Annotated in this window: 18 protein-coding genes; 15 read left to right on the forward strand and 3 right to left on the reverse strand. The window is 61.0% G+C overall.

Annotated features, from left to right (window positions below):
• Positions 1-37 precede the first annotated feature (37 nt).
• The 9 genes from epmA (at position 38) to ACR9ZQ_RS26720 (ending at position 12,849) form a co-directional block, all read left to right on the forward strand.
• Positions 38-1,102, forward strand: coding sequence for an EF-P lysine aminoacylase EpmA (gene epmA / locus ACR9ZQ_RS26680; RefSeq protein WP_481429065.1), 1,065 nt, complete (start codon positions 38-40; stop codon positions 1,100-1,102).
• The gene (locus ACR9ZQ_RS26685; RefSeq protein ID WP_310385182.1) at positions 1,099-2,151 is read left to right on the forward strand and encodes a lysine-2,3-aminomutase-like protein; all 1,053 of its coding nucleotides are present in this window, start codon (positions 1,099-1,101) and stop codon (positions 2,149-2,151) included. The genes epmA and ACR9ZQ_RS26685 overlap by 4 nt, the downstream gene beginning before the upstream one ends.
• A 264-nt stretch (positions 2,152-2,415) precedes the next feature.
• Complete coding sequence (locus tag ACR9ZQ_RS26690; protein WP_112564399.1) at positions 2,416-2,667, forward strand: acyl carrier protein; 252 nt, start codon at positions 2,416-2,418, stop codon at positions 2,665-2,667.
• The gene (locus ACR9ZQ_RS26695) at positions 2,667-3,848 is read left to right on the forward strand and encodes an acyl-CoA dehydrogenase family protein (RefSeq protein ID WP_310385179.1); all 1,182 of its coding nucleotides are present in this window, start codon (positions 2,667-2,669) and stop codon (positions 3,846-3,848) included. The genes ACR9ZQ_RS26690 and ACR9ZQ_RS26695 overlap by 1 nt, the downstream gene beginning before the upstream one ends.
• Before the next feature lie 4 nt (positions 3,849-3,852).
• The gene (locus ACR9ZQ_RS26700; RefSeq protein WP_310385176.1) at positions 3,853-4,761 is read left to right on the forward strand and encodes an amino acid--[acyl-carrier-protein] ligase; all 909 of its coding nucleotides are present in this window, start codon (positions 3,853-3,855) and stop codon (positions 4,759-4,761) included.
• Positions 4,752-5,732: a DUF1839 family protein gene (locus tag ACR9ZQ_RS26705; RefSeq protein WP_310385174.1), complete on the forward strand. Its 981-nt coding sequence runs from the start codon at positions 4,752-4,754 to the stop codon at positions 5,730-5,732. The genes ACR9ZQ_RS26700 and ACR9ZQ_RS26705 overlap by 10 nt, the downstream gene beginning before the upstream one ends.
• A 16-nt stretch (positions 5,733-5,748) precedes the next feature.
• Complete coding sequence (locus ACR9ZQ_RS26710; protein ID WP_481429066.1) at positions 5,749-8,223, forward strand: glycoside hydrolase family 2 protein; 2,475 nt, start codon at positions 5,749-5,751, stop codon at positions 8,221-8,223.
• A gap of 46 nt (positions 8,224-8,269) precedes the next feature.
• Complete coding sequence (locus tag ACR9ZQ_RS26715; protein WP_481429361.1) at positions 8,270-9,448, forward strand: glycosyltransferase family 4 protein; 1,179 nt, start codon at positions 8,270-8,272, stop codon at positions 9,446-9,448.
• Positions 9,449-9,537: 89 nt separating this feature from the next.
• Positions 9,538-12,849, forward strand: coding sequence for an oligosaccharide flippase family protein (locus ACR9ZQ_RS26720; RefSeq protein WP_310385172.1), 3,312 nt, complete (start codon positions 9,538-9,540; stop codon positions 12,847-12,849).
• A 65-nt stretch (positions 12,850-12,914) separates the two neighbouring features.
• Here ACR9ZQ_RS26720 and ACR9ZQ_RS26725 read toward each other — a convergent pair whose 3' ends face one another.
• The 3 genes from ACR9ZQ_RS26725 to ACR9ZQ_RS26735 all read right to left on the reverse strand — a co-directional run bounded on the left by ACR9ZQ_RS26725 (position 12,915) and on the right by ACR9ZQ_RS26735 (position 15,400).
• Positions 12,915-14,081, reverse strand: coding sequence for a glycosyltransferase family 4 protein (locus ACR9ZQ_RS26725; protein WP_310385170.1), 1,167 nt, complete (start codon positions 14,079-14,081; stop codon positions 12,915-12,917).
• Between the two features lie 103 nt (positions 14,082-14,184).
• Complete coding sequence (locus ACR9ZQ_RS26730; protein ID WP_007825394.1) at positions 14,185-14,421, reverse strand: Lrp/AsnC ligand binding domain-containing protein; 237 nt, start codon at positions 14,419-14,421, stop codon at positions 14,185-14,187.
• A 70-nt stretch (positions 14,422-14,491) separates the two neighbouring features.
• Positions 14,492-15,400 carry a LysR family transcriptional regulator gene (locus tag ACR9ZQ_RS26735; protein ID WP_481429067.1) on the reverse strand — a complete coding sequence of 303 codons (909 nt, stop codon included), beginning with the start codon at positions 15,398-15,400 and terminating at the stop codon, positions 14,492-14,494.
• 103 nt (positions 15,401-15,503) lie between these two features.
• Here ACR9ZQ_RS26735 and hglS point away from each other — a divergent pair, with 103 nt between their 5' ends.
• The 6 genes from hglS (at position 15,504) to ACR9ZQ_RS26765 (ending at position 23,814) form a co-directional block, all read left to right on the forward strand.
• The gene (gene hglS, locus ACR9ZQ_RS26740) at positions 15,504-16,910 is read left to right on the forward strand and encodes a 2-oxoadipate dioxygenase/decarboxylase HglS (RefSeq protein WP_481429068.1); all 1,407 of its coding nucleotides are present in this window, start codon (positions 15,504-15,506) and stop codon (positions 16,908-16,910) included.
• Positions 16,911-16,979: 69 nt separating this feature from the next.
• Positions 16,980-18,263, forward strand: a complete 1,284-nt coding sequence (locus ACR9ZQ_RS26745; RefSeq protein ID WP_310385163.1) for an NAD(P)/FAD-dependent oxidoreductase — start codon at positions 16,980-16,982, stop codon at positions 18,261-18,263.
• 25 nt (positions 18,264-18,288) lie between these two features.
• Positions 18,289-19,827, forward strand: a complete 1,539-nt coding sequence (gene amaB, locus ACR9ZQ_RS26750; RefSeq protein WP_310385161.1) for an L-piperidine-6-carboxylate dehydrogenase — start codon at positions 18,289-18,291, stop codon at positions 19,825-19,827.
• Positions 19,828-20,032: 205 nt separating this feature from the next.
• Positions 20,033-21,058, forward strand: a complete 1,026-nt coding sequence (locus ACR9ZQ_RS26755) for an iron ABC transporter substrate-binding protein (protein ID WP_310385159.1) — start codon at positions 20,033-20,035, stop codon at positions 21,056-21,058.
• Positions 21,059-21,121: 63 nt separating this feature from the next.
• Complete coding sequence (locus tag ACR9ZQ_RS26760) at positions 21,122-22,780, forward strand: ABC transporter permease (protein WP_310385158.1); 1,659 nt, start codon at positions 21,122-21,124, stop codon at positions 22,778-22,780.
• A complete protein-coding gene (locus ACR9ZQ_RS26765; protein WP_310385156.1) occupies positions 22,777-23,814 on the forward strand; it encodes an ABC transporter ATP-binding protein in 1,038 nt (345 codons plus the stop codon). Before ACR9ZQ_RS26760 ends, ACR9ZQ_RS26765 begins: the two co-directional genes overlap by 4 nt.

Genomic DNA, 23,814 nt, shown 5'->3' on the forward strand with positions numbered 1-23,814 from the left:
ACCCCATCCCGGCCGAATCCGGCAAGGAAAGCGTTGAATGAACCTCACGAGCGCCACAGCGTCTCCCTGGTGGACACCATCAGTGCATGCCGATCGCCGCCCGTTCCTTATCGGGCGTAACGCGATCCAGTCAGCGCTGCGAGGTTATTTCGCCCGTGAGGATTTCATCGAGGTCGATACTGCGACGCTGCAGGTGTCTCCGGGCAACGAGGCGCATCTGCATGCCTTTGCGACGCAAGCGCTGACGACGGACGGACAGGCTGCGCCCTTCTACCTGCACACGTCGCCGGAATTTGCCTGCAAGAAGCTTTTGGCCGCCGGTGAAGAACGCATCGCCTGCTTTGCGCATGTCTATCGCAACCGCGAGCGCGGGCCGCTGCATCATCCTGAGTTCACAATGCTCGAATGGTATCGGGCGGGCGAGAGCTATGAGAGCCTGATGATGGATTGCGTGCGCATGCTGGCGCTCGCTGCCGAAACGGTGAAGACCGCAACGCTTACCTATCGCGGCACTGAGTGCGATCCCTTCGCCGGGCCGGAGCGCATCAGCGTTCCAGAAGCGTTCGGTCGCCATGCCGGCATCGATCTTCTGGCTTCTGTATCTGCTGACGGCTCGACCGAACGCGACCATCTTGCCGCTGAAATGCGGCGGGTCGGCATGCGCGTTGCCGATGACGATCATTGGGCTGATCTCTTCAGCCGGGTGTTGGTGGAGAAGGTCGAGCCTTATCTCGGCTTTGGCCGTGTCACCATTCTCGACGAATATCCTGTTTCGGAAGCGGCTCTTGCGCGGCCTTCGGCGCGCGATCCGCGCGTAGCGGAGCGCTTCGAGCTCTATGCCTGCGGGGTCGAGCTTGCCAACGGCTTTGGCGAACTGACAAATGCCTCCGAGCAGCGGCGCCGTTTCGAGATCGAGATGGCGGAGAAGATGCGGGTCTATGGCGAGACCTATCCGCTCGACGAGGATTTTCTGGCGGCGCTGGCAATCATGCCGGAAGCGAGCGGCATCGCGCTCGGCTTCGACCGGTTGGTGATGCTGGCGACAGGTGCGTCGCGGATCGATCAGGTGCTCTGGGCGCCGGTCGCGGAGTACGGCCGATGAATGTCATGCGTCCGATCAAGAGCGTCGACGATCTCGTCAGGGCGGGGCTGGTCGAGGACGCGGAGCGACTGGCGCTCGATGAGGTCGCCGCGCGCTATGCCATCGCGCTGACACCTGCCATGGCAAGGTTGATCGATTATGCCGATCCGGCCGATCCGATTGCCCGGCAGTTCGTGCCCGATGTGGCGGAACTCGTTACCACGCCCGAGGAACGGGCCGACCCCATCGGGGACCATGCGCACAGCCCGGTCGAGGGCATCGTGCATCGCTATCCGGACCGCGTGCTGTTGAAGGCCGTGCATGTCTGCCCGGTCTATTGCCGCTTCTGCTTCCGGCGCGAGATGGTGGGGCCGCAGGGGCTCGGCATGCTCGATCCGGCGGCGCTGGCTGCAGCCGTCGACTATATCCGCGGGCATGGCGAGATCTGGGAAGTGATCCTGACCGGCGGCGATCCGCTGGTGCTTTCACCAAGGCGTCTCGGCGACATTCTAAGCGAGCTTGCTGAGATCGAGCATGTGAAGATCGTGCGCTTCCACACGCGCGTGCCCGTCGTCGATCCGCAGAAGATTGATGCGGAGCTGATTGCGGCGCTGAAAGCGAGTGGCAAGACTGTCTATGTCGCGCTTCACGCCAACCATCCGCGTGAGCTGACGACTGAAGCACGCGCCGCCTGCGCCCGGCTGGTGGATGCCGGCATCGTCATGGTCAGCCAGTCGGTGCTCCTGAAGGGCGTCAATGACGATCCCGACGTGCTGGCAGAACTTATGCGGGCCTTCGTCGAGACGCGCGTGAAACCTTATTATCTGCATCATCCGGACCTTGCGCCCGGCACCAGCCATTTCAGGCTGTCGATAGAAGAGGGGCAGAAGATCGTTGCCTCGCTTCGCGGCCGCATCTCCGGTCTCTGCCAGCCCACCTATATTCTCGATATTCCCGGTGGTTACGGCAAGGCTGTCATCGGCGAGAGCGCTGTGAAGGCGACCGGGGAGGGCTGCTACTCGGTGTCGGACTATCGCGGCGGCGAGCATTCCTATCCTCCTGCCGGTTAACGCAAAAGCGTGCTCCCGGCGTACCATTTCTGCACTCGATACAGCCGGGGCCATTTACTGCCGGTCGTCTCGGGCCACATCAAACTATTGATAGGAATGAAGTATTAGGCCTCAAGCGGGCATTATTTGTAAAATACAAAGTATGAATGATAGTCATATTTAACTAATTACATTAGCGGAATTTTCTGTTTTCCGCACTAAAAGCACTCCCATGAAAAGGCGATGAATGCCGGCTCAGGATCATGAAAATCTGGAGTTAATGGGATGAACAAGACAATCCGCGACCTCGTAGCCAAGTTCGGTAAGCTTCCTGTTCCTGTTGATCAGGTTGCCGACGATGCGGATCTCTACGCTGCGGGTCTGACGTCCTTCGCCTCGGTGCAGCTCATGCTTGGCATCGAAGAGGCATTCGATATTGAATTTCCTGACAATCTCCTGAACCGCAAGTCCTTCGCAAGCATCTCGGCGATCGCCAAGACGGTCGATCTCATCCGGGATAGTCGAAAGGTCGCCTGATGAACTTCCCGGTCAAGATCACGGAAGACAGCCTGGTCGCAAGGGCTGCCCGCGTCGCAGAAATTGCGGCAAAACATGCGGATGCCGTCGATTTCGAAGGCCGGTTCCCGCAGGAAGCCGTCAACGCGATGAAGACCGAGCGCCTGCTCGGCATCCAGATTCCCCGCCATCTCGGTGGCGAGGCCGCTTCCATCACCCAGATCGCCGAATTGTGCTCGATTCTTGGCCAGGCCTGCGCGGCAAGCGCGATGGTCTTCGCCATGCACCAGATCAAGCTTTCGAGCCTCGTCGAACACGGCGTCGACAGCGAATGGCATAGCGCCTTCATGCGCCGTATCGCCGCCGAACAGCTCCTGATCGCTTCCGCCACCACCGAAGGTGGGATCGGCGGCAATCTGCGCAACAGCATCTGCGCCATCGAAATCGACGGCGATATCTGCAGGCTGCAAAAGGATGCGACCGTCATTTCCTATGGCTCGCATGCCGATGCAATTCTTATCACCTCGCGCAGCCATCCGCAGGCCGCTTCTTCCGATCAGGTACTGACTGCCTTCCTTAGGGATCAGTACACGCTCGAAAAGACGCATATCTGGAACACGCTCGGCATGCGCGGTACCTGCTCCGACGGCTTCCTCTTCAAGGGTGAAGCGCCGGCCGCACAGATCCTGCCGAAGCCCTTCGCTGAAATCGCTGCGCAGTCGATGCTCGCCTCCTCGCACCTGCTCTGGAGCGGTGTCTGGTATGGTATCGCAGTCGATGCCGTTTCCCGTGCCCAGGCCTTCGTGCGTGCCGCTGCCCGCAAGTCTCCCGACGCCACGCCGCCCGGTGCGCTTCGCCTCGCGGAGGTTTCCAACCTCCTGCAGATGGTGAAATCGAACGTCGTTGCCGGCCTCAAGGCCTATGAGGATGCCAAAACTGACGGCGACAAGCTCTCGTCGATGGGTTTTGCCGTGGCGATGAACAATGTGAAGATCGCCTCTTCGGAAACGATCCTGGAAATCGTCAATCATACCATGCTGATCTGCGGCATCATGGGCTACAAGAACGGTACGCCCTTCAGCCTCGGACGTCATCTGCGCGATGCCCATTCCGCACAGCTCATGATCTCGAACGACCGCATCCTCGGCAATACGTCGAGCATGCTTCTTGTCCATAAGCAGGACACTAGCCTACTGGGGTAAAGCCATGGATATGCAGACTTCGTTTCTGGACCGGCTCTTCGAGTCAGGTCTGCTGATCGATACCGGCGTTGACGGTCTTTATGGCCGCAGCGGCCAGTTCGAAGATGTCATCGCTGCCTTCGAGCGGCTGATCGATAAGTTCGGCGGCGCCGATGGCGCCGAGGCGATGCGTTTTCCGCCCGGCATGAACCGCGCGCTCTTCGAAAAGAGCGGCTACATGAAGAGCTTTCCGCAGCTTGCCGGCACGGTGCACAGCTTCTGCGGCAGCGAGCTCGACCATATGAGCCTGCTGCAGTGCATGGAAGTCGGCGAGGACTGGACCAAGGACCAGAAGGCGACCGACATCGTGCTGACGCCGGCAGCCTGCTATCCGCTTTATCCGACGGTCGCCAAGCGCGGCAACCTGCCGGCCAAGGGCGGTCTCTTCGATCTGCAATCCTATTGCTTCCGTCATGAGCCTTCCAAGGATCCGGCCCGGCAGCAGCTTTTCCGCATGCGCGAATATGTCTGCATGGGCACCGAGCAGCATGTGACCGATTTCCGCCAGAGCTGGATGGACCGCGGTGTCGAAATGATGAAGCAGGTCGGTCTCGACGTGACAATCGACGTTGCCAACGACCCGTTCTTCGGCCGTGCCGGCAAGATGATGGTCAACAACCAGCGCGACCAGAACCTGAAGTTCGAGCTCTTGATCCCGATCACCTCCTCTGCAAACCCGACGGCCTGCATGAGCTTCAACTATCATCAGGACTCGTTCGGCGTGAAGTGGGGCCTGAACCTTGAAGACGGCAGCGTGGCCCACACCGCCTGCGTCGGCTTCGGGCTGGAGCGCATTGCGCTCGCGCTCTTCCATCATCACGGCCTTGACGTCAAGGAATGGCCGGCAAGTGTGCGGAAAGTCCTGTGGGGCTGAGCGGCTCGATGACATCGGTCTTTGCGGGTATCGATCCCGATACCTACAGGGCGCATGCGCTGCATTCCGGTGAGCGCATGTGGCCTGAGACCAATTGCTACATCGATCTCTGGATCGAGGTTCTCTCGACCTTCGGCGTTGTGCCGGAAGCAATGCTCGGTTTCACGTTGACCCAGGATTTCGAGGGCGACCAGTTCACCTTCTTCAAGGTGCCGCTGGAGGATCTCGAAGCGCTCTACGGCATTCGCGCCACCGAGCTTGCGATCTACGACCGCGTCGAGCGGCATATCGAGGTGCAGATCGCCCGCGGGCGGCTCTGCCTCATCGAGATGGATTCCTTCTACATGCCGGATACGCGCGGCACCGCCTACCGGCAGGAACATGGCAAGACCACAGTTGCGATCAACCGGCTGGACTTTGCCGGCAAGCGTGTCGACTACTTCCATAATGCCGGCTATTTCCGCATCGAGGGCGAGGATTTCGACGGCTTGTTCCAATCCCATCTGACGGATGAGGATGCGCCGTTCCTGCCCTATACCGAATTCGCCAAGTTCCCGGAACGCCCTGTCGGCGAAGCACATCTGCGCGAGGTTTCGCGGCGGCTCCTGGGCTTCCATTTCCATCGCCGCCCAAGCGCCAATCCGATCCGCGCCTTTGCCGAGGTCTTTCCGTTGCAGGTTGAGGCAGTAGCCGATCGGTCCTTCGGTTTCTTCCACAAATATGCCTTCAACACGCTGCGGCAGGTAGGTGCGAATTTCGAACTCGCGGCCGATCATCTGACTTGGCTTTCAGCCGGCGAGTTTGGTGTTGCGGCCGGAGAGGCGCGCCGGATCTCGGAAGTGGCGAAGTCGGTTCAGTTCCAGCTTGCCCGCGCCGTCACCCGCCGCAAGTTCGAGCCTTTGAAAGCGGCACTTGATCCGGCAGCCGATGCATGGGATTCGATGATGGCATCGCTCGCGGAGCGAGTCTGAGGCCGGAGATCTGACCATGCGGGGGCGGTTGGCAAGCATCGGGGCTGAGGAAAGCTTGCTTTCCGAAGGGTGGAATCTGGTTCTGACCGAGCCTGGCGCCTGCGCGACACCCCACGACATCCATCTTTCGGCGCAGTTCATTCCTGCACCTGTTCCCGGCACCGTTGCAGCGGCGCTCGAAAGAGCAGGGCTGTTCGACCGGGAAAATCCACAGCCGCTGAACACCAAGGACGCCTGGTACCTGACCCGCCTCTTCGATACGGAGCCGGGTGAGGCGATCCTGCGTTTTGAGGGGCTGGCGACAATCTGCCATGTTTTTCTCAACGGCCAGGAAATCCTCTTTTCCGAGAGCATGTTCACTGCGCACGAAATGCCGGTTACGTTGACAGGTGGTGATGAACTGGCGCTCTGTTTCCGGGCGCTTGGCCCTCGTCTGTCGGAGCCCGGGCCGCGTGCTCGCTGGCGACCGCAGATGATTACGCCTCAAGGGCTGAAGAATGTCCGCAACACGCTGCTCGGGCATATGCCCGGCTGGTGTCCCGAGATCCATGCCGTTGGGCCGTGGCGGCAGATTTCGCTCGCGCGCCGGGGCGTGGCCTCGGTCGATCATGTTTCGGTGCGCGCGGTGTTGGAGGAAAACGGCGCGGGGCGACTCAGCGTTTCGCTTTGTACCGCTGGCGAAGAGCCGGTGATGCTGTTGCGTTGCGCCGGCGCCGAGCAGGGTTTCGAGAAGATCGGCGATCGGCATTATTCGGCGATTCTCAAGCTTTCCGACATTGAGGCGTGGTGGCCGCATACGCATGGTGTGCCGCATCTCTATGATGTGACGCTGGTTATCGATGGCGAAGAACATTCGCTGGGCAAAGCCGGCTTTCGCCGTATCGAGGTTGACCATGGCGCTGATGGCAATGATTTCGCGCTTGTCATCAACGGCGAGCGGGTCTTCTGCCGCGGCGCGGTCTGGACAACGGCCGATATCGCACGGCTGCCTGGCGAGCGGGCCGATTACGAGCCTTTCCTGCGGCTTGCTGCCGAGGCTGGCATGAACATGATCCGCATCGGCGGTACCATGGCCTATGAAACGCCCGACTTTTTCGCGCTCTGCGATGCGCTCGGGCTGATGGTCTGGCAGGACTTCATGTTCGCCAATTTCGACTATCCGAAGAATGACAAGGCTTTTATCGGCAGTGTACATGCCGAGGTGGAAGAGTTTCTGCACAGCGTACAGCTCTCGCCCTCGCTTGCCGTGCTCTGCGGCGGCAGCGAAATCCACCAGCAGGCGGCGATGTTCGGTCTGCCCCCAGATTTCTGGAGCGGGCCGATCACCGACGAGATCATCCCGGCGATCTGCCAGCGCATGCGGCCGGATGTGCCCTATGTGCCGAATTCGCCCTATGGCGGGGCGATGCCCTTTTCGCCCAACGCCGGCGTGACGCATTATTACGGCGTCGGCGCCTATATGCGGCCACTCGAGGATGCGCGCCGCGCCGAGGTGCGCTTTGCGGCCGAAAGCCTCGCCTTTGCTCATGTGCCGCAGCAGCGGACCTTGCAACGGCATCTCGACGTGCCCCCAGTTCACAGTCCGCTCTGGAAAGAGCGGGTGCCGCGCGACCGTGGTGCTTCCTGGGATTTCGAGGATATCAGAGACTTCTATCTCGGGCTTCTCTACGATCTCGATCCGGCCAGGCTCCGCCGCGACGATCCCGAGCGTTATCTCGATCTTTCGCGCGCCGTGACGGGAGAAGTGCTGGAGGAGACCTTTGCCGAATGGCGACGCAAGGGATCGTCCTGCAATGGCGCGCTCGTCTGGACCCTGCAGGATCTGTTGCCAGGTCCCGGCTGGGGCGTGATCAACTCCACCCGCGAGCCGAAGCCTGTCTGGCATGCAATGCGCCGCGCCTTCCGTCCGGTGCAGGCAGTTTTTACGGACGAGGGGACGAACGGCCTCTATGTCAACGTCATCAACGAAACCGATAAGGTGGTCGCTGTCGAACTCGATGTCGCCTGCTTGCGCGAGGGGCGCCAGCAGGTCGCGAGCGGCAGCAAGGCTTTCAATCTCGACCCGAGAAGCGTTGAGCGTATCGCTTGTACCGATCTCTTCGGCGGCTTCTTCGATGCGACCTATGCCTTCCGTTTCGGTGCGCCATCGCATGACGTCAGCGTCGCCTGGCTGCGGTCGACGATGGACGGCACGTTGCTCGCGCAGGCTTTTCATTTTCCGCGCGGCCGAGCCAAAGCCTTCCACGACGCGACGATCGAGGCGTCCTTCATGCGTGAGGGCGATGATTGGGTCATTGCGCTTGCGACCGATAGGTTGGCCCAATCTGTCCATATCGATGTCGAAGGCTACCGGGCGGAAGAGGACTGGTTCCATCTGGCACCAGGCCCTGCCAAGCGAGTGAAGCTCATCGCCGCTGCGGGCACTGATGGCGATGCATTGCCGACGGGTGAAATCAGGAGCGTCGGCGCCGCGCGCCGTTTCGCGCTTTAACGGCCAGGGAGCGGTCATGACGATCAGAGTGCAGGCGGAAGAGGCTTTGCGGGGCGTCTATCGGAACGTGCGCGGGCATCTGCTGCAGCGGCTGATCGTCAAATCGCGTCTCGCCTTCAATCCGCGCCGGCCTGTCGAGATCGTCGGCTATTTATCGATGGCGGCGGGTGTAGGCGAATCCGCGCGACTTTGCGTTGCCGCGCTCTCGCACGCGGGCCGTGAGATCATGCTTGCTGATGTCAGCACGCATCCGGACGAAGGCAAGCTGGTGGAGTGGGCATCTACACAGGTTTCCGACGGCCAGCCGGGAAGCCGCATATGGCATCTCAATCCGCCCATGCTGCCACGCGCGATCCTGAAGAAAGGCCTCGGCAATTTCACCCGTGCCTTCAACATCGGCTACTGGGCCTGGGAGCTTGAAGTGGTGCCGGCGGAATGGCGCAATGCCATGCACTATATGAACGCCGTCTTCGTTCCCTCGGAATTCACCAGGCGGGCAATTGCGCCGCATACGACTGCACCTGTCATTGTCGTGCCGCACCCTGTTACCGAGCGGCCGGCGGCTGACGGTATCAGGCAGAAATTCGGAATTGCCGAGAATGCTTTCCTCGTATCGTTCATCTTCAGTGCCGGCTCCTCGATCAACCGCAAGAACCCACAGGCGGCGATCGAAGCCTTCAGGCTCTTCAGCGCCGAATGCCCCAATGCCTTCCTGCTGATGAAGGCGAGCGGCAACCCGGCCAGAGACGAGGCGCTTCGGGCACTCATGCGATCCGTGGAAGGCGACCGCAACGTCAGGATCGTTACCGACAATCTGGCGAGTTCGGAGATCAACGGCATTATCCGCGATTCCGACGCCTATCTTTCGCTGCATCGCTCGGAGGGTTTCGGCCTGACGGTGGCTGAAGCGATCATGCACCGCACGCCCGTCGTCTCGACAGGATGGTCGGGCACGGCCGATTTCTGTGATCCCGACAATACCTGGCTGGTCGAGCCTTCGCTCGTTCCCGTCGTCGACAGCCATCCGGAATTTGCCGATCTCAAGGATGCCGTTTGGGCCGATCCCTCGCCAGTGGCCGCGGCAGCGCATTTGAAGAGCATCTATTCCGATTCTGATGGTGCGAGGCGAAAAGCGGAGGGGGCTCGGACCTATCTGATGCGCCATCTTGCCGAGCACAGTTATGACAAGGCGCTTTCGAGGCTTTCGGCGATGCAGGCAAGCTAAGCTGAGCGCTTCACTCCCCTTTATTTTAACATTTCCAATTTAGAGATGGCTTGTTTTCGGCCGCGATGCGGCTTCTAACGGATGGACGGATGTCGAAGGGCATTATTGCAAACTCGGTGATGAATGCGGCGGCGGGCATGCTGCTTCTGGTGACGGGATTCGTATCCTCGATCATAACCGCACGCCTGCTCGGCCCCGAAGCCAACGGCATCGTCGCCTTTTCGCTCTGGCTCGTTGTCACAGGGGCCTCGATTGCCGAGCTCGGCTCCAGCATCACGCTTCTGAAGACGCTGCCGCAGCTTTCGGCGCAGGGCTACAGTTTCGAGCAACGTAGGGGATTTGCCTCGATCCTGGTTACCTTCATGGTCTGCTCCACGTTGGTGCTGCTGGGGCTCTATGCCCTGTTCTTCCTGACATCGGAGGAAATGCACTGGGCCGATACCGCGCCGTCGGTGGCGCTTGTGACAGGCATTCTCTTCTTCGTCCAGGCGATTGGCTCCTTCGTCAAATTCTACCTCATCGGCGAAAAGCGGCTTGGCACCTTCTTTCAGCTGACGCTGATCGTCTCGGTCTTTCAGCTTGTGGGTGTGGCGGTCGGTGCCGTTTTTTATGGGGTGCTGGGCGTGCTCGTCGGATATGCGCTCGGCCAGCTCGTGCTTTTCGTCGCTACTTTGCCGATCCTCTTTACCCGTCGTGACCGCTGCGGCGTCTCGCTCAAATATCTGGCGTCGTCGTCGGTCATCCTGTCTATGCAGTTCATCATCGATTCGATCTTCCTCAACCGCATTGAACTGCTCTTTCTGCAGCAGTTCTGGTCGGTGGAAATGGTCGGTTTCTATGCTGCCGGCCTGTCGATCGCCAATATCGCGCTGCAGCTTCCCATCCAGATGAGCGGCAGCCTGCTGCCCTATTATTCTGAACGGCGGCATGCCAGTGCTGACTCTAAATTCCCGGTCGAGGCCTTTGCCGCCGTCATCCGCAGCATGGCCTATATTGTGCTGCCCATGAGCCTCGGGCTCGCTGCGATCTCTACTGAACTTGTACATGTGGTCTTCGGCGAAGCCTTCGACCGAAGCGGCGGAGTTGTCGCCCTGCTTGCGCTTGTCGCGCCTGCCTACACTCTCATGCAGGTTCTCAGCCTGTACCTGCTTTCAATCGACAAGGCCAATGTACGGTTGAAAATCAGTGTGATAGGTGGCCTCCTGATGGTAGTGGGTTGTTTACTCATCGTACCTAGTCTTGCCGCCGAGGGTGCCGCGCTTGTGCGCATAGCCGTATTTGTTGCGATGTCGGTAATGATGGTCAGGCAAACGGGATTCGGAACTCAGCTTTCGGGCCTTTATCTCAGCCTTACGAAGATTACTCTCGCGGCGGTATTTTGCGGCTGCGGTGCCATTACTGCACTTGAGCTCATCCAGGGTCCGATTGGTCTTGTCGCGGCGATCATCGCTGGCACATTTACTTATTTTGCTGCGTTGAAAGTCCTGCGCGCCGTTCCGGCCGAAGATATCCAGGTGCTGCGCTCGATCCTCGACAAGATGCCGGCGCTGCTGAAGGGACCGGCAAGGCGCGTGGTCAATTTCATCACCCCGCCGACCCCAGAAGGAGAAGCGAAGAAGCCGGTCAACGAAGAATTCTCGCGTGAACCAGCAGAAGGCGCCGGCCGTGCCGCTGCTCTTCCCGTTGTCTTCGATGGCACGATTGGTCTGTTCATGCCCGAAAAGCCTGATGTCGCAAGACGCTCGGCTGCCGTCCTCTTCGTCAGCCCCTGGGGTTTCGAGGAAATGTGCACGCGGAAATTCTATCGTGTGGCGGCAGAGCATTTTTCCGATATCGGTGTACCGAGCCTGCGGTTCGACTATACGGGCACGGGTGACGCACTCGATTTCGGAAATCAGACGCCGAGCCTGGAAATCTGGAAGAACTCCATCCGCGCGGCCGCTGTAAAGCTGAAGGCTCTCAGTGGTTGCTCCCAGATCATCCTTGTCGGCCAGGGTCTCGGCGGCACGCTTGCTCATTTGACTGGCCATTCGATCGAGGGCGTCGACAGTGTTGTGCTGCTTGCGCCTATTTTGAGCGGCAGAGGCCATCTGCGTGAAATCAACATGTGGTCGCGGATCATCCATGCCGACCTCGGTCTCGGCAAGGAACATGCGCCGAGCGCCCAGGTGCAGATCGCCGGTCTGACCTTGCCCGACGCGATTGCTGCGGAAATCGGCAAGCTCAATATCAGTTCACCGCAGGACCTGGCGGCGCCGAATTACCTCATCCTCGAACGCCCGGTTCGGGTTGACGATACGGCCTTCGCCGACGCACTGAAGGCGCTCGGCGGCAATGTCGAGCAGCGCGTGTTCGAAGGTTATGACGAGCTGGTCACGAACCCGCTCTTTGCCAAGACGCCGATGGCAGTCATCGACCTGCTCGCCGAATGGCTTGTCGAGACAACCACGCCTGCCGCATCCGCGGGTCACTCTCCGCAGGAGGTCGAAAACCAGCCACTCGCGGGTGATGGTTTTGAGGAAATTCCGGTTCGTTTCGGAGCCTTCCAGCATCTGATCGGCGTCATCAGCCGGCCGCAGGGCGAGATCAAGGGTAATGCCGTGCTCTTCATGTCGACGGCCTATGACCGGCATGCGGGCTGGGGTCGTACGACTGTCGATATGGCGCGTGAGCTCGCCCGCCAGGGCGTCGTTTCACTCCGCTTCGATTCCGCCAATGTCGGCGACAGCGTTCCGCGGCCGGATGCGCCGGAACAGGTTCTCTATTCGGCGACACAGACGGAAGACGCGCTCGCCTCGCTGGATCTCTTGGAAAGCTTTGTCGCCGGACCGATCATGGTCGCAGGTCGCTGCAGCGGCGGTTATGTGGCCCTGCGCGCGGGCATCGAGGATGAGCGTTTGAAGGCGATCGTTTCCATTAATCCCTTCGTCTACTACTGGGATCCCGAGATGCCGGTGCGGCGCGAGCATGTCGTCTCTGTTCCGCGCAGCGTCGACGACTACGGTCAGCGGATGATGCGGTTCGACACGGTCAAGCGGCTGTTCCGCGGCGAGGTCGATGTCTTTGCGGCCCTGCAGAACATCTTCATCGCGATCGGCCGCCGGCTTTCGCCGCGCATCGCGCCGCTTGTCGAACTCATCCCAGGCCGCCGTCATATCGCGCGGCAAGTGCGCCAGTCCTTTGCGGCGCTTGGCAGGCGCAAGGTGCCGCTGACGCTGATCTACAGCGAAGGCGATGTCGGTCTCGACCACATGTATTTCCACTTCGGCCCGCGCGGGCACAAGTTTACACGGCACCCGAATGTGCGGGTGGTGATGCTGCAGGATGCCGATCACAACCTGACACCGCCGGAATCGCGCAAGCTGGTGCTGGACGAGATCGTCCGGCTTGCGAAGGCTTGAGAATTTCCTGATTTGTTGGAGCAATTCCCGCAAAACCGTGCAGCGGTTTTGTGTTCGGAAATGCTCTAGGTGGCAATGCCGATCGACCGGTAGAGGTCGATATAGCGTTCGGCGACTGCGTCCCACGAATAAGCGTGCGCGGCCTGAACAAGGCTCTCCCGCAGCGCTGCACCCTCGGCGCTTACTTTCCGGTAAGCTTCCTCGATCGCGTCAGCGGCCCGATCCGGCTTCATGAAGTCGGCGAGAATGATCTCCTCGTGCCGTCCGGCAAGTACGCGGTAAGCCTCATTGGAGTTCAGGACCGGCTGCAGGCCGGCACTCATCGCTTCCAGCGCAACGAGGCCGAAACCTTCATATTCCGAGGCGGAAGCGAAGAGGGATGCTTTTGCGATGATCTCGCGGATCGATTGATTATCCGGCGAAATAGTCAGGGTGATCGCTGTGTCCAGCGACCTTGCGGTGATCTCGCGCCTGAGATCGGCGGCGTTGAGATCGGATTCGGCGCCGATGATATCGAGACGCCAGTCGGGATTGCGTTTGACGAGCGCTGCCGTTGCATCCAGTAGCAGATCGAGCCGTTTGTTTACCGAGAAGCGCCCGATAGTGACGACGCGCCGTTCAGGGGTGCGCGAGGAGGCATTGGCGAATTTGCCGATATCGGCACCATTCTCGATGGTAATGCCATCGGGGACGATCTGGATGAACTGGCTGAGATCTGACGCGCTGCAGCAGACAACGCGGCTATAAGCCAGTGCCGAGCGCCGTGTCAGCGTCCTGAACCAAACCTTCTTGATGGCCAGGAATTTCTTCGTGTGAAAGAAGCCGCCATGGGTCGTGACGACCATGGGCTTGCGATGCAGGAACCTGCCCCAGGCGAGTGCGTCGAAGAAGAAGTCGATCGCATGGACATGGATAAGGTCGGCATCGCCGATATGACGGAACACCTGCGGCGCCAGCGGATAGCGGCTGCTGCCCGACCAGGGGATGCGCACGATCTCGATGCCGTCGATGGTTTCGTGCGCCGGCAGCTTGTTTTCAAGTGCCGTAAAGAGGGAATTGAGCGTGACGACGCGAACACGATATCCGCGTTTCAGGGTCTGGCGGGCGAGATTTGCGACCACATCTTCCAGGCCGCCGCGGTTCGGCAGAAACTGGCGCACGACATGCACGATGAGAGGCGCAGCATCAAGCTGCGGCCTTTTTTCGACGGTCTCTGTCATGGAGACGGACATTTCCCACCTATTCTCTGTGGGAATGACCAGCCACGCCGGCCGTTAAGGTGCGGTATATGAAGATGCACCTCGAACGGCTTTATTTGCAAAAGGGTTAACCGGTTCAGAACGCCTTGAAGGTCAATGTCGTCAGCGAACGGACGATGCCCGGGATGTTGGCGATGTTGTCATTGATGAACTTGCCGATATCCTGGCCTTCTTCGATGTAGACCTTGAGCAGCAGGTCGTAATTGCCTGATGTCGAGTAGAGCTCCGAGACCAGTTCGGTCTTGTAGATGGCGTCGGCGACCTCGTAGGTCTTGCCGGGGGCGCACTGGAGCTGGACGAAGATCGGCTTCATGGGAATTTCCTGCATCGAATTCTGATGGCGCGCATAATGGTCGAAACCGCTGCTGCGATGCAAGCCTTCCTTACATTTCAGAACCCGAACGGGCTTCGGAGACAATCCAGTCGCGGAAGGCGGCAAGCGGAGCGTAATCTGCGCGTTCCGGCGGAAAAGCGAGATAATAGCGTTCGCGGCTTTCCATCTCGCGGTCGACGGCGGGGATGAGATCGCCGCGCTTCAGTTCTTCCTGGATGAGGAAAGTCGGCAGCAGGGCAACACCGAGGCCGGCGATTGCCGCTTGCGCTGCCGTCGCAAACTGGTCGAACAGCATGCCGTGCACGCTTTCGAAGACGACGCCGTTGTCGGCAAACCAGCGTTCCCAGGCGTCGGGCCGGGTTGTCAGATGCAGGAGGGGCGCTGTCAGCAGGTCTTCCGCGCGGGAAATCGCGTTGCGTTTGAGGAAATCCGGGCTGCAGGCGGGCAGCGTGCGTTCCGACATCAGAAAGGCGAGTTCCGCGCCCGGCCAGTGGGGATGACCGAAGTGGATGGCAGCATCGATAGAATCAAGGCGGAAATCGAAGGAGGAGAGCCGAGTCACGAGGTTGATCGTGACGCCCGGATTGGTGGCAAGGAAGCGGCCGAGGCGCGGCGCCAGCCAGCGCGTGCCGAAGGTCGGCAGAATGGCGAGGTTCAAAGTACCGCCATGCGGGTTAGCGCGCAGATTTAGCGAGGCGCTGGAGATACGCCGGAGTGCCTCGCGGATCTCACGCGCGTAGGCGTCTCCGGCAAGAGTAAGTCGCACGGTCTGGCGTTCGCGTAGGAAAAGCTCGACGCCGAGTTGTTCCTCCAGCGCCTTGATCTGGCGGCTCACGGCGCTCTGCGTCAGGTCGAGTTCGCGGGCGGCTGACGTAACGCTGCCGGTGCGGGCGACCGCTTCGAAGGCGGCGAGGTGCGAGATCGACGGCAAAAAACGTCTTGGTGAGAGCATGATCATTCCATTTCAGAATAAACTATTTCCGAAACGTCGATATTCACCGCTTCAGCGGCCTTGTAAAGAACTTCATCCTGCAAAATCGGAATGAACGCGGAGTTTTCTCATGCCCGGCGCTTTCGTCTCCACAGATCGCATCCGTTCGCTTTTCACCGAAGCCATGTCGCAGATGTACCGGACGGAGGTGCTGCAATACGGAACGTTGATCGAGCTCGTGGGGGAGGTCAACGCCGAAGTCCTCGCGAGAGACCAGGAACTGAGCGGGCGGCTTCGGCGTGCAGGCGAACTTGAGCGCATCGATGTCGAGCGCCATGGCGCGATCCGTCTCGGAACGGCCGAAGAGCTGTTTACGATCCGGCGGCTCTTTGCCGTCATGGGGATGCAGTCGGTCGGTTATTACGATCTGTCCGTCGCCGGCGTTCCCGTACATTCCACCTGCTTCCGGCCGGTGGATGAGGCGGCGCTGAAGGTCAATCCGTTCCGCGTCTTCACCTCGTTGTTGCGCTTGGAACTGATCGAAGACGAAGAGTTGCGCGCTGAAGCCGCGGCAATCCTCGCCAGACGGCGCATCTACACACCGCGTGCCATCGCCCTCATCGAACAGCATGAAAAGGCCGGCGGTCTGACGGAAGCGGAAGCTGCGGAATTCGTTGCCGAGGCGCTGGAAACCTTCCGCTGGCACGGCGAGGCGACGGTCAGCGCCGAGACCTACAAGCGTCTGCATGATGCCCACCGCCTCATTGCAGACGTCGTCAGTTTCAAGGGGCCGCATATCAACCATCTGACGCCGCGCACGCTCGATATTGATGAAGTGCAACGGCGCATGCCGGAGCGCGGCATCACGCCCAAGGCCGTCATCGAAGGCCCGCCGCGACGCAATTGCGATATCCTGCTGCGGCAGACGAGCTTCAAGGCTCTGGAAGAGCCGATTGCTTTTGCCGGCGAGGCCGGGACGACATCAGGCACGCATACGGCCCGCTTCGGCGAGATCGAACAGCGCGGCGTGGCGCTGACGGCCAAGGGGCGGGCGCTCTATGATCGGCTGCTTGCCTCGGTGCGAGGCGAAGTGCAGGTCGGCGCATCCGGCGCTAAGGCCGGCGACTACGATGCCGAACTTGCCGGGCGTTTCAAAGCACTGCCGGACAGCTGGGACGAGCTGCGGCGCGAGGGGTTTGCCTTCTTCCATTATTCGGCGACGCCCGAAGGTATTGCGGCCAAGGGACAGCTGCCCTCCGATCCGGACGCGTTGATCGCTAGGGGCTATCTGCGGTTCGATCCCATCATCTACGAGGATTTCCTGCCGGTCAGCGCGGCCGGTATCTTCCAGTCGAACCTCGGCACGGACCAGCAGCAGAATTATGCGACACGCTCGAATCGGGATGCCTTCGAGGAGGCGCTCGGCGCGAAGGTCCAGGACGAGCTCGCGCTCTATGCCGAGCGGCAGGCCGCCTCGCTCGACATGGCCATGGAAAAGCTCTGCCTTTCCGGCCTGGAGCTAAAGACGGTCGCCTGATATTTGGCCGCTTCCGCAAGGGCGGAGGCGGCGCTAGAGTGCCGATTTCGATCCTGACTGGACTGTCCGATGCTCAATGATCCGCGCTCCCACGGCCTGTGGGAAAAGACTGCTCCCCAGCCACCCGTCACCTCTGTGCTGGAAGGCGCTATCGAGGCCGACGTCGTCATCGTCGGTGGCGGCTATACGGGTCTTTCTTCCGGCCTGCATCTGGCCGAAGCCGGATCGCGGGTCGTGCTGCTCGAGGCCAAGGAGATCGGCTTCGGCGGCGCAGGTCGCAATGTCGGCCTCATCAATGCCGGCATGTGGGTCATGCCTGATGACCTGCCCGGTGTGCTCGGCCCGGTTTATGGCGAGCGTCTGCTCGACCTGCTTGGCAACGCGCCACGGCTGGTGATGGAACTGATCGAAAAGCATGGCATTGCTTGCGAGCTCGAAAAGCAGGGTACGCTGCATTGCGCCGTCGGTCCGGATGGGTTGAAGGAAGTCGAGGAGCGCTACAAGCAATGGTCGGCGCGCGGCGCGCCCGTCACATTGCTCAATGCGGATGAGACGGCAAAACGCATCGGTACGAATGCCTATGCCGGATCGCTGCTCGATATGCGGGCCGGCACGCTGCAGCCACTTGCCTATGCGCGCGGGCTTGCCCATGCGGCGCAGAAGGCGGGTGTCGTGTTGCATACGGCAAGCCCTGTTATCGCAACCGAGCGGCAGGGCAGCCGCTGGGTGGTAAAGACGGCGCGCGGACAGGTGAGCGCCCACTGGATCATCGTGGCGACCGACGCCTACAGCACCGGCCCCTGGGAGCAGGTGCGCAACGAGCAGGTGTTTCTGCCCTATTTCAATTTTGCCACCGTGCCGCTCGGCCACAATCTGCGCCAGTCGATCCTGCCCAATCGCGAGGGTGCGTGGGATACAAAGGAAATCCTCTCCTCCTTCCGGATGGATCAGGCCGGCCGCCTGGTCTTCGGCAGTGTCGGGGCGTTGCGCAATACTGGCCTTTCCGTGCACAAAGGCTGGGCGAAGCGCTCGCTGAAGCGGCTTTTCCCCGAGATCGGCGATATCGAATTCGAGTGCGAATGGTACGGGCAGATTGGCATGACCGACAATGCACTGCCGCGCTTCCACAAATTCGCTCCCAATGTCATCGGCTTTTCGGGCTATAATGGCCGTGGGATCGCGCCCGGGACAGTGTTCGGCCGCACTTTGGCGGAGCATATTCTTGGCCGGATGGCCGAAGCGGATCTGCCTTTGCCGCTGACCGATCCTCGCGAGCCGAGCTTCCGCGCACTCAAGGAATTATGGTACGAAGCCGGCGCTCAGGTCGCCCATTTCGCCGATGCCCGTTTCTGAGAACAACAAGAATGGAACCAAGACAATGACCATCGCCGTCCTCGATCTCGCCACCGAAACCGCCAAGCTGCTCGCCGATCTCGGCGTCGATGCCAACAGATATACCGGCGGTACGCTTTCGGTGACATCACCGATCACGGGCAAGGAAATCGGAAAGCTGAAGGAGCATTCTGTTGCGGACGCCAAGGAGGCGATCGACGCGGCGCACAAGGCTTTCCTCGAATGGCGTGCCGTTCCGGCGCCGAAGCGCGGCGAGCTGATCCGCCTGCTCGGCGAAGAGCTGCGGGCCTCCAAGGTTGCACTCGGCCGCCTGGTCTCGATCGAAGTCGGCAAGATCACCTCTGAGGGCCTCGGCGAAGTGCAGGAAATGATCGATATCTGCGATTTCGCAGTCGGCCTTTCCCGCCAGCTCTATGGCCTGACGATCGCCACCGAGCGCGCAGAGCACCGGATGATGGAAAGCTGGCATCCGCTTGGCGCCATCGGCATCATCTCGGCGTTCAATTTCCCTGTGGCTGTCTGGTCGTGGAATGCGGCACTCGCCATCGTCTGCGGCAATTCCACGGTCTGGAAGCCTTCGGAAAAGACGCCGCTGACGGCGCTTGCCGTCCAGGCGCTGTTCGAGAAGGCGCTGAAGCGTTTTGTTGCTGAAGGCGGCAAGGCGCCGGCAAATCTCTCGACGCTCCTGATCGGTGGCCGCGAGGTTGGCGAAGTGCTGGTCGACCATCCGAAGATCCCGCTCGTTTCGGCCACCGGCTCCACGGCCATGGGCCGCGCCGTAGGTCCGCGCCTGTCGCAGCGCTTTGCCCGCGCAATCCTGGAGCTTGGCGGCAACAATGCCGCAATCGTCTGCCCGACGGCCGATCTTGATCTGACGCTGCGGGGCGTTGCCTTCGCGGCTATGGGCACGGCCGGCCAGCGCTGCACGACGCTGCGCCGTCTCTTCGTGCATGAGAGCGTCTACGACCAGCTCGTTCCGCGGTTGAAGAAGGCCTATGGTTCGGTGACGATCGGCAACCCGCTGGAAACAGGCACGCTGGTTGGCCCGCTGATCGACGGGCAGGCCTTTGACAAGATGCAGACGGCTCTCGGCCAGGCAAAGGCCGCCGGCGGCGCTGTCGTAGGTGGTGAGCGCGTCGAGAACGGTTCGGCAGAAGCCTTCTATGTTCGCCCCGCACTCGTCGAAATGTCTGAGCAAACCGGCCCGGTCGAGCAGGAAACCTTCGCGCCAATCCTCTACGTCATGAAGTATAGCGATTTCGACGCTGTGCTGGAGCTGCACAACGCTGTGCCGCAGGGCCTGTCGTCCTCGATCTTCACCAACAATATGCGCGAAGCTGAGACCTTCCTGTCTTCGCGCGGTTCGGATTGCGGCATCGCCAATGTCAATATTGGTCCGTCCGGTGCTGAGATCGGCGGAGCCTTTGGCGGCGAGAAGGAGACAGGCGGCGGCCGTGAATCCGGTTCGGATGCCTGGAAGGCTTACATGCGACGCTCCACCAACACCGTCAATTACGGCAAGACGCTGCCGCTGGCGCAGGGCGTCAAGTTCGACGTCGAATAAGCTAACGCATTGGAATCTAAGAAGCGACGCCTCGCCGGCGTCGTTTTTTTTGACGAAATCCGGATTTATTCCCCGCGAAGATGAAAGATTGAGTCAAGATAATGTGATGTTATTTTTGACCTCGAAACTTGAAGTAATCAGTCAACAAAAATATACGCCTGCCATCACCCTTGGGAGCTCGGGTGACATCGCCACGGAGGCCATCATGAAAATTGCTCTTAACCGTCTTTCCGGCGCGCTTGCGCTTGCCGCTTCACTTCTCGCAGCCACCGCGCTCGCAGGCAGTGCCAATGCGCAGCAGTCTGAAGGCATCGTCGTCTATAATGCCCAGCACGAAAGCCTCGGCCGCGAATGGATCGATGCCTTCACCAAGGAGACCGGCATCAAGGTCACCATGCGCCAGGGCAGCGATATGCAGTTCGCCAACCAGATCATCCAGGAAGGCGATGCTTCGCCCGCCGACGTTTTCCTCACCGAAAACTCGCCGGCCATGACGCTGGTCGATGGTGCCGGCCTGTTTGCGCCCGTCGATAAGGACACGCTGGAGCAGGTTCCGGAGCAGTATCGCCCGGCCGACGGCATGTGGACCGGCATTGCCGCGCGCACCACGGTTTTTGCCTATGACAAGACGAAGCTGACCGAAGACAAACTGCCGAAGTCGATGCTCGACCTGCAGGACCCGGCCTGGAAGGGTCGCTGGGGCGCGGCTCCCGCAGGCGCCGACTTCCAGGCAATCGTTGCCGCCCTCCTGCAGCTGAAGGGTGAAGACGCCACCAAGGCCTGGCTGAAGGGACTCAAGGACAATGCCACCCCCTACAAGGGCAACAGCGTTGCCATGAAGGCGGTTAATGCCGGTGAAGTCGAAGGCGCGATCATCTATCACTATTACTGGTTCGGCGATCAGGCCAAGACCGGTGAGAACAGCAAGAATATCGGCCTGCACTATTTCAAGAACCAGGATCCGGGCGCCTTCGTCAGCGTTTCGGGCGGCGGTATCCTGAAGTCCACGCAACACATGAAGGAAGCTCAGGCTTTCCTGAAGTACCTCACCAGCAAGGCTGGCCAGACCGTGCTCAAGGACGGCGATTCCTTTGAATACGCCATCGGCAAGGATGCAGCCTCCAACGACAAGCTGGTACCGCTTGCCGACCTTAACGCCCCAAAGGTTGAAGCCTCGACGCTCGACAGCAAGAAGGTCGTGGAGCTGATGACGGCCGCCGGCCTTATCTAACCTTTCTGCCGCAGTCTTCTTCCAGCCAAAACTATTGCTTTTGGCTCAAGAAAACCTTAGGGCATGACGAAATCTGGCAACCGCTCCTCAAAGGCGGTTGCCTTCCTTTTTCAGCGTGTGAAGGCATCGGCCTTGCTGCAGGACAATAGATTGCTCGCATCCAGCAACGAGGCGCCAAGGGCCTCGCGAATGGTTTTGCCGCGCTGGCGCATGCCGCACGCTTCCGTCGTTCTCGTCGCATCAATCGTAGCGATCTTCAGCCTCGTGCCGCTCGGCTTCATCGGCTGGGTGACCTATGATGTCGGCTGGGAAACGGTAAAAACGCTGGTCTTTCGCCCGCGCGTCGGCGAGCTTCTCATCAATACGGTTCTTTTGGAATCGATCACCGTTCCGCTGTCTATCGCGCTTGCCGTCACACTCGCCTGGCTGACAGAGCGGACGGATATCCCGTTCGCACGGCTCTGGGCGTGGCTCGCTATTGCCCCGCTTGCCGTGCCGGCCTTCGTGCATTCCTATGCCTGGGTCAGCCTGCTTCCAGGCATGCGCGGGTTGCAGAGCGGCGTCTTTGTTTCGGTGCTTGCCTATTACCCCTTCCTCTATCTGCCGGTTGCCGCGGCACTGCGCCGGCTCGATCCGGCCATCGAGGATGCCGCTGCTTCGCTTGGCCTCGATCCGTGGCGGGTCTTCTTCCGCGCGGTCCTGCCGCAGCTTCGCCTGGCCATCTGCGGCGGCTCGCTGCTGATCGCGCTGCACCTGCTGTCGGAATACGGTCTGTTCGTGATGATCCGCTTCGACACGTTTGCAACCGCGATCGTCGACCAGTTCCAGTCTTCCTACAACAGCCCGGCTTCCAACATGCTCGGCGGCGTGCTCGTCGCCTGCTGCCTGTTCCTGCTCGGCCTCGAGATCCTGCTGCGCGGCAATGAGCGATATGCACGCGTTGGCTCCGGCTCAGCGCGCCCGGCAGGCCGTCGCCGGCTCGGCTGGTTCGTAGTGCCCGCCGTGGCGCTGCCGATCGTCCTCGCAGCGCTGACGCTCGGCGTGCCGCTGATCACGCTCGGGCGTTGGCTCTATCTCGGCGGGCTCGGCATCTGGCGCATCGAGGTGGCGAGTGCCTTTGCACAGACGATCGTTCTCGCCGTCGCCGGTGGCGTGCTGACGACGATCGCTGCTGCCCCTATGGCCTGGCTCTCGGTGCGCGCGCCGGGCCGCCTCCAGCGCATCCTCGAAGCCTGCCACTATTATGTCGGTTCGCTGCCCGGTGTCGTCGTGGCGCTTGCGCTTGTCTCGATCACCGTCCGTCTCATCCTGCCGCTCTACCAGACCTTTGCAACGCTGCTCGTCGCCTATGTACTGCTCTTCCTGCCGCGCGCCATGGTCGGCCTGCGCGCCAGCATTGCGCAGGCGCCTGTCGAGCTGGAGCGGGCGGCAATGGGGCTTGGCCGCACGCCGGGACAGGCCGTGCGCCAGATCACCATGCGGCTCGCAGCGCCGGGGGCCGCCGCCAGCGTGGCGCTCGCAGCACTCGGCATCACCAATGAACTGACGGCGACGCTGATGTTGTCGCCAAACGGCGTCGATACGCTGGCGACGAAATTTTGGTCGATGACCAGCGAGATCGATTATGTCTCTGCAGCACCCTATGCCTTCATGATGGTCGTGCTGTCGCTGCCACTCACCCTCATGCTCTATGCCCAATCGAAACGGACTGCCGGCCAATGACGCTGCTTACGATCGACGCTATCAGCAAGCGTTATGGGCCGGTTCAGGCCCTGAAGGATATCTCGCTTGAAGTGCAGGCGGGCAGCCGTACGGCGGTTGTCGGTCCCTCCGGTTCCGGCAAGACGACGCTGCTGCGCATCATTGCCGGCTTCGAACAGCCTGACGCCGGCCGGGTAACGCTCGATGGTGAGGTGCTCGCTGACGGGCCGGCGTGCGTTCCCGCCCACAAGCGCGGCATCGGCATCGTCTCGCAGGATGGCGCGCTCTTTCCGCATCTAAGTGTCGCAGAAAATATCGGCTTCGGTTTCGAGCGCGGCGCGCCGGATCGCGAAAAGCGAATTCGCGACCTTCTGGAAATGGTGGAGCTGGAAAACAGTATGCTGGATCGCCGCCCGCACCAGCTTTCGGGCGGCCAGCAGCAGCGTGTGGCGCTTGCCCGTGCGCTCGGCCGCCGGCCGCGCCTGATGCTGCTGGATGAGCCGTTTTCGGCCCTGGATACGGGGCTGCGCGAAAACATGCGAAAGGCCGTGGCCCGCGTGTTGCAGGCCGCCGGCATCACCGCCGTCCTCGTGACCCACGATCAGGGTGAGGCCCTGTCCTTTGCCGATCAGGTTGCGGTATTGCGCGAGGGGAGGCTTGTGCAGGCCGGCACGCCGCAGACGCTCTATCTCAAGCCGCGGGATCGCGAGACGGCGCTTTTCCTTGGCGATGCGGTGATGCTGCCGGCGATCATCAAGAATGGTTTTGCCGATTGTGCGCTCGGCAGCGTGCCGGTTGAGGGAGCCCATCAGGGCAAGGCGGAAATCATGCTGCGGCCGGAGCAGATCCGCGTCGTTGTCGGTGAGGACAACGCGAAATATGGCGGGCGTGTCGTGGATGTAGAATTCGGCGGCGCGACCTGCACGGTGGCGGTGTCGCTTGCCGCTGTCGCCCTGCCGCCGATCCTCATCAAGACATCGAGCGTGGCGTTGCCGGCGCGGGGCGATCTCGTTCGCCTCGATATCGCCGGCAAGGCGCATGTCTTTTCGCGGTAA

The sequence above is a fragment of the Rhizobium sp. KNZ14-9A genome (genome assembly GCF_056755015.1).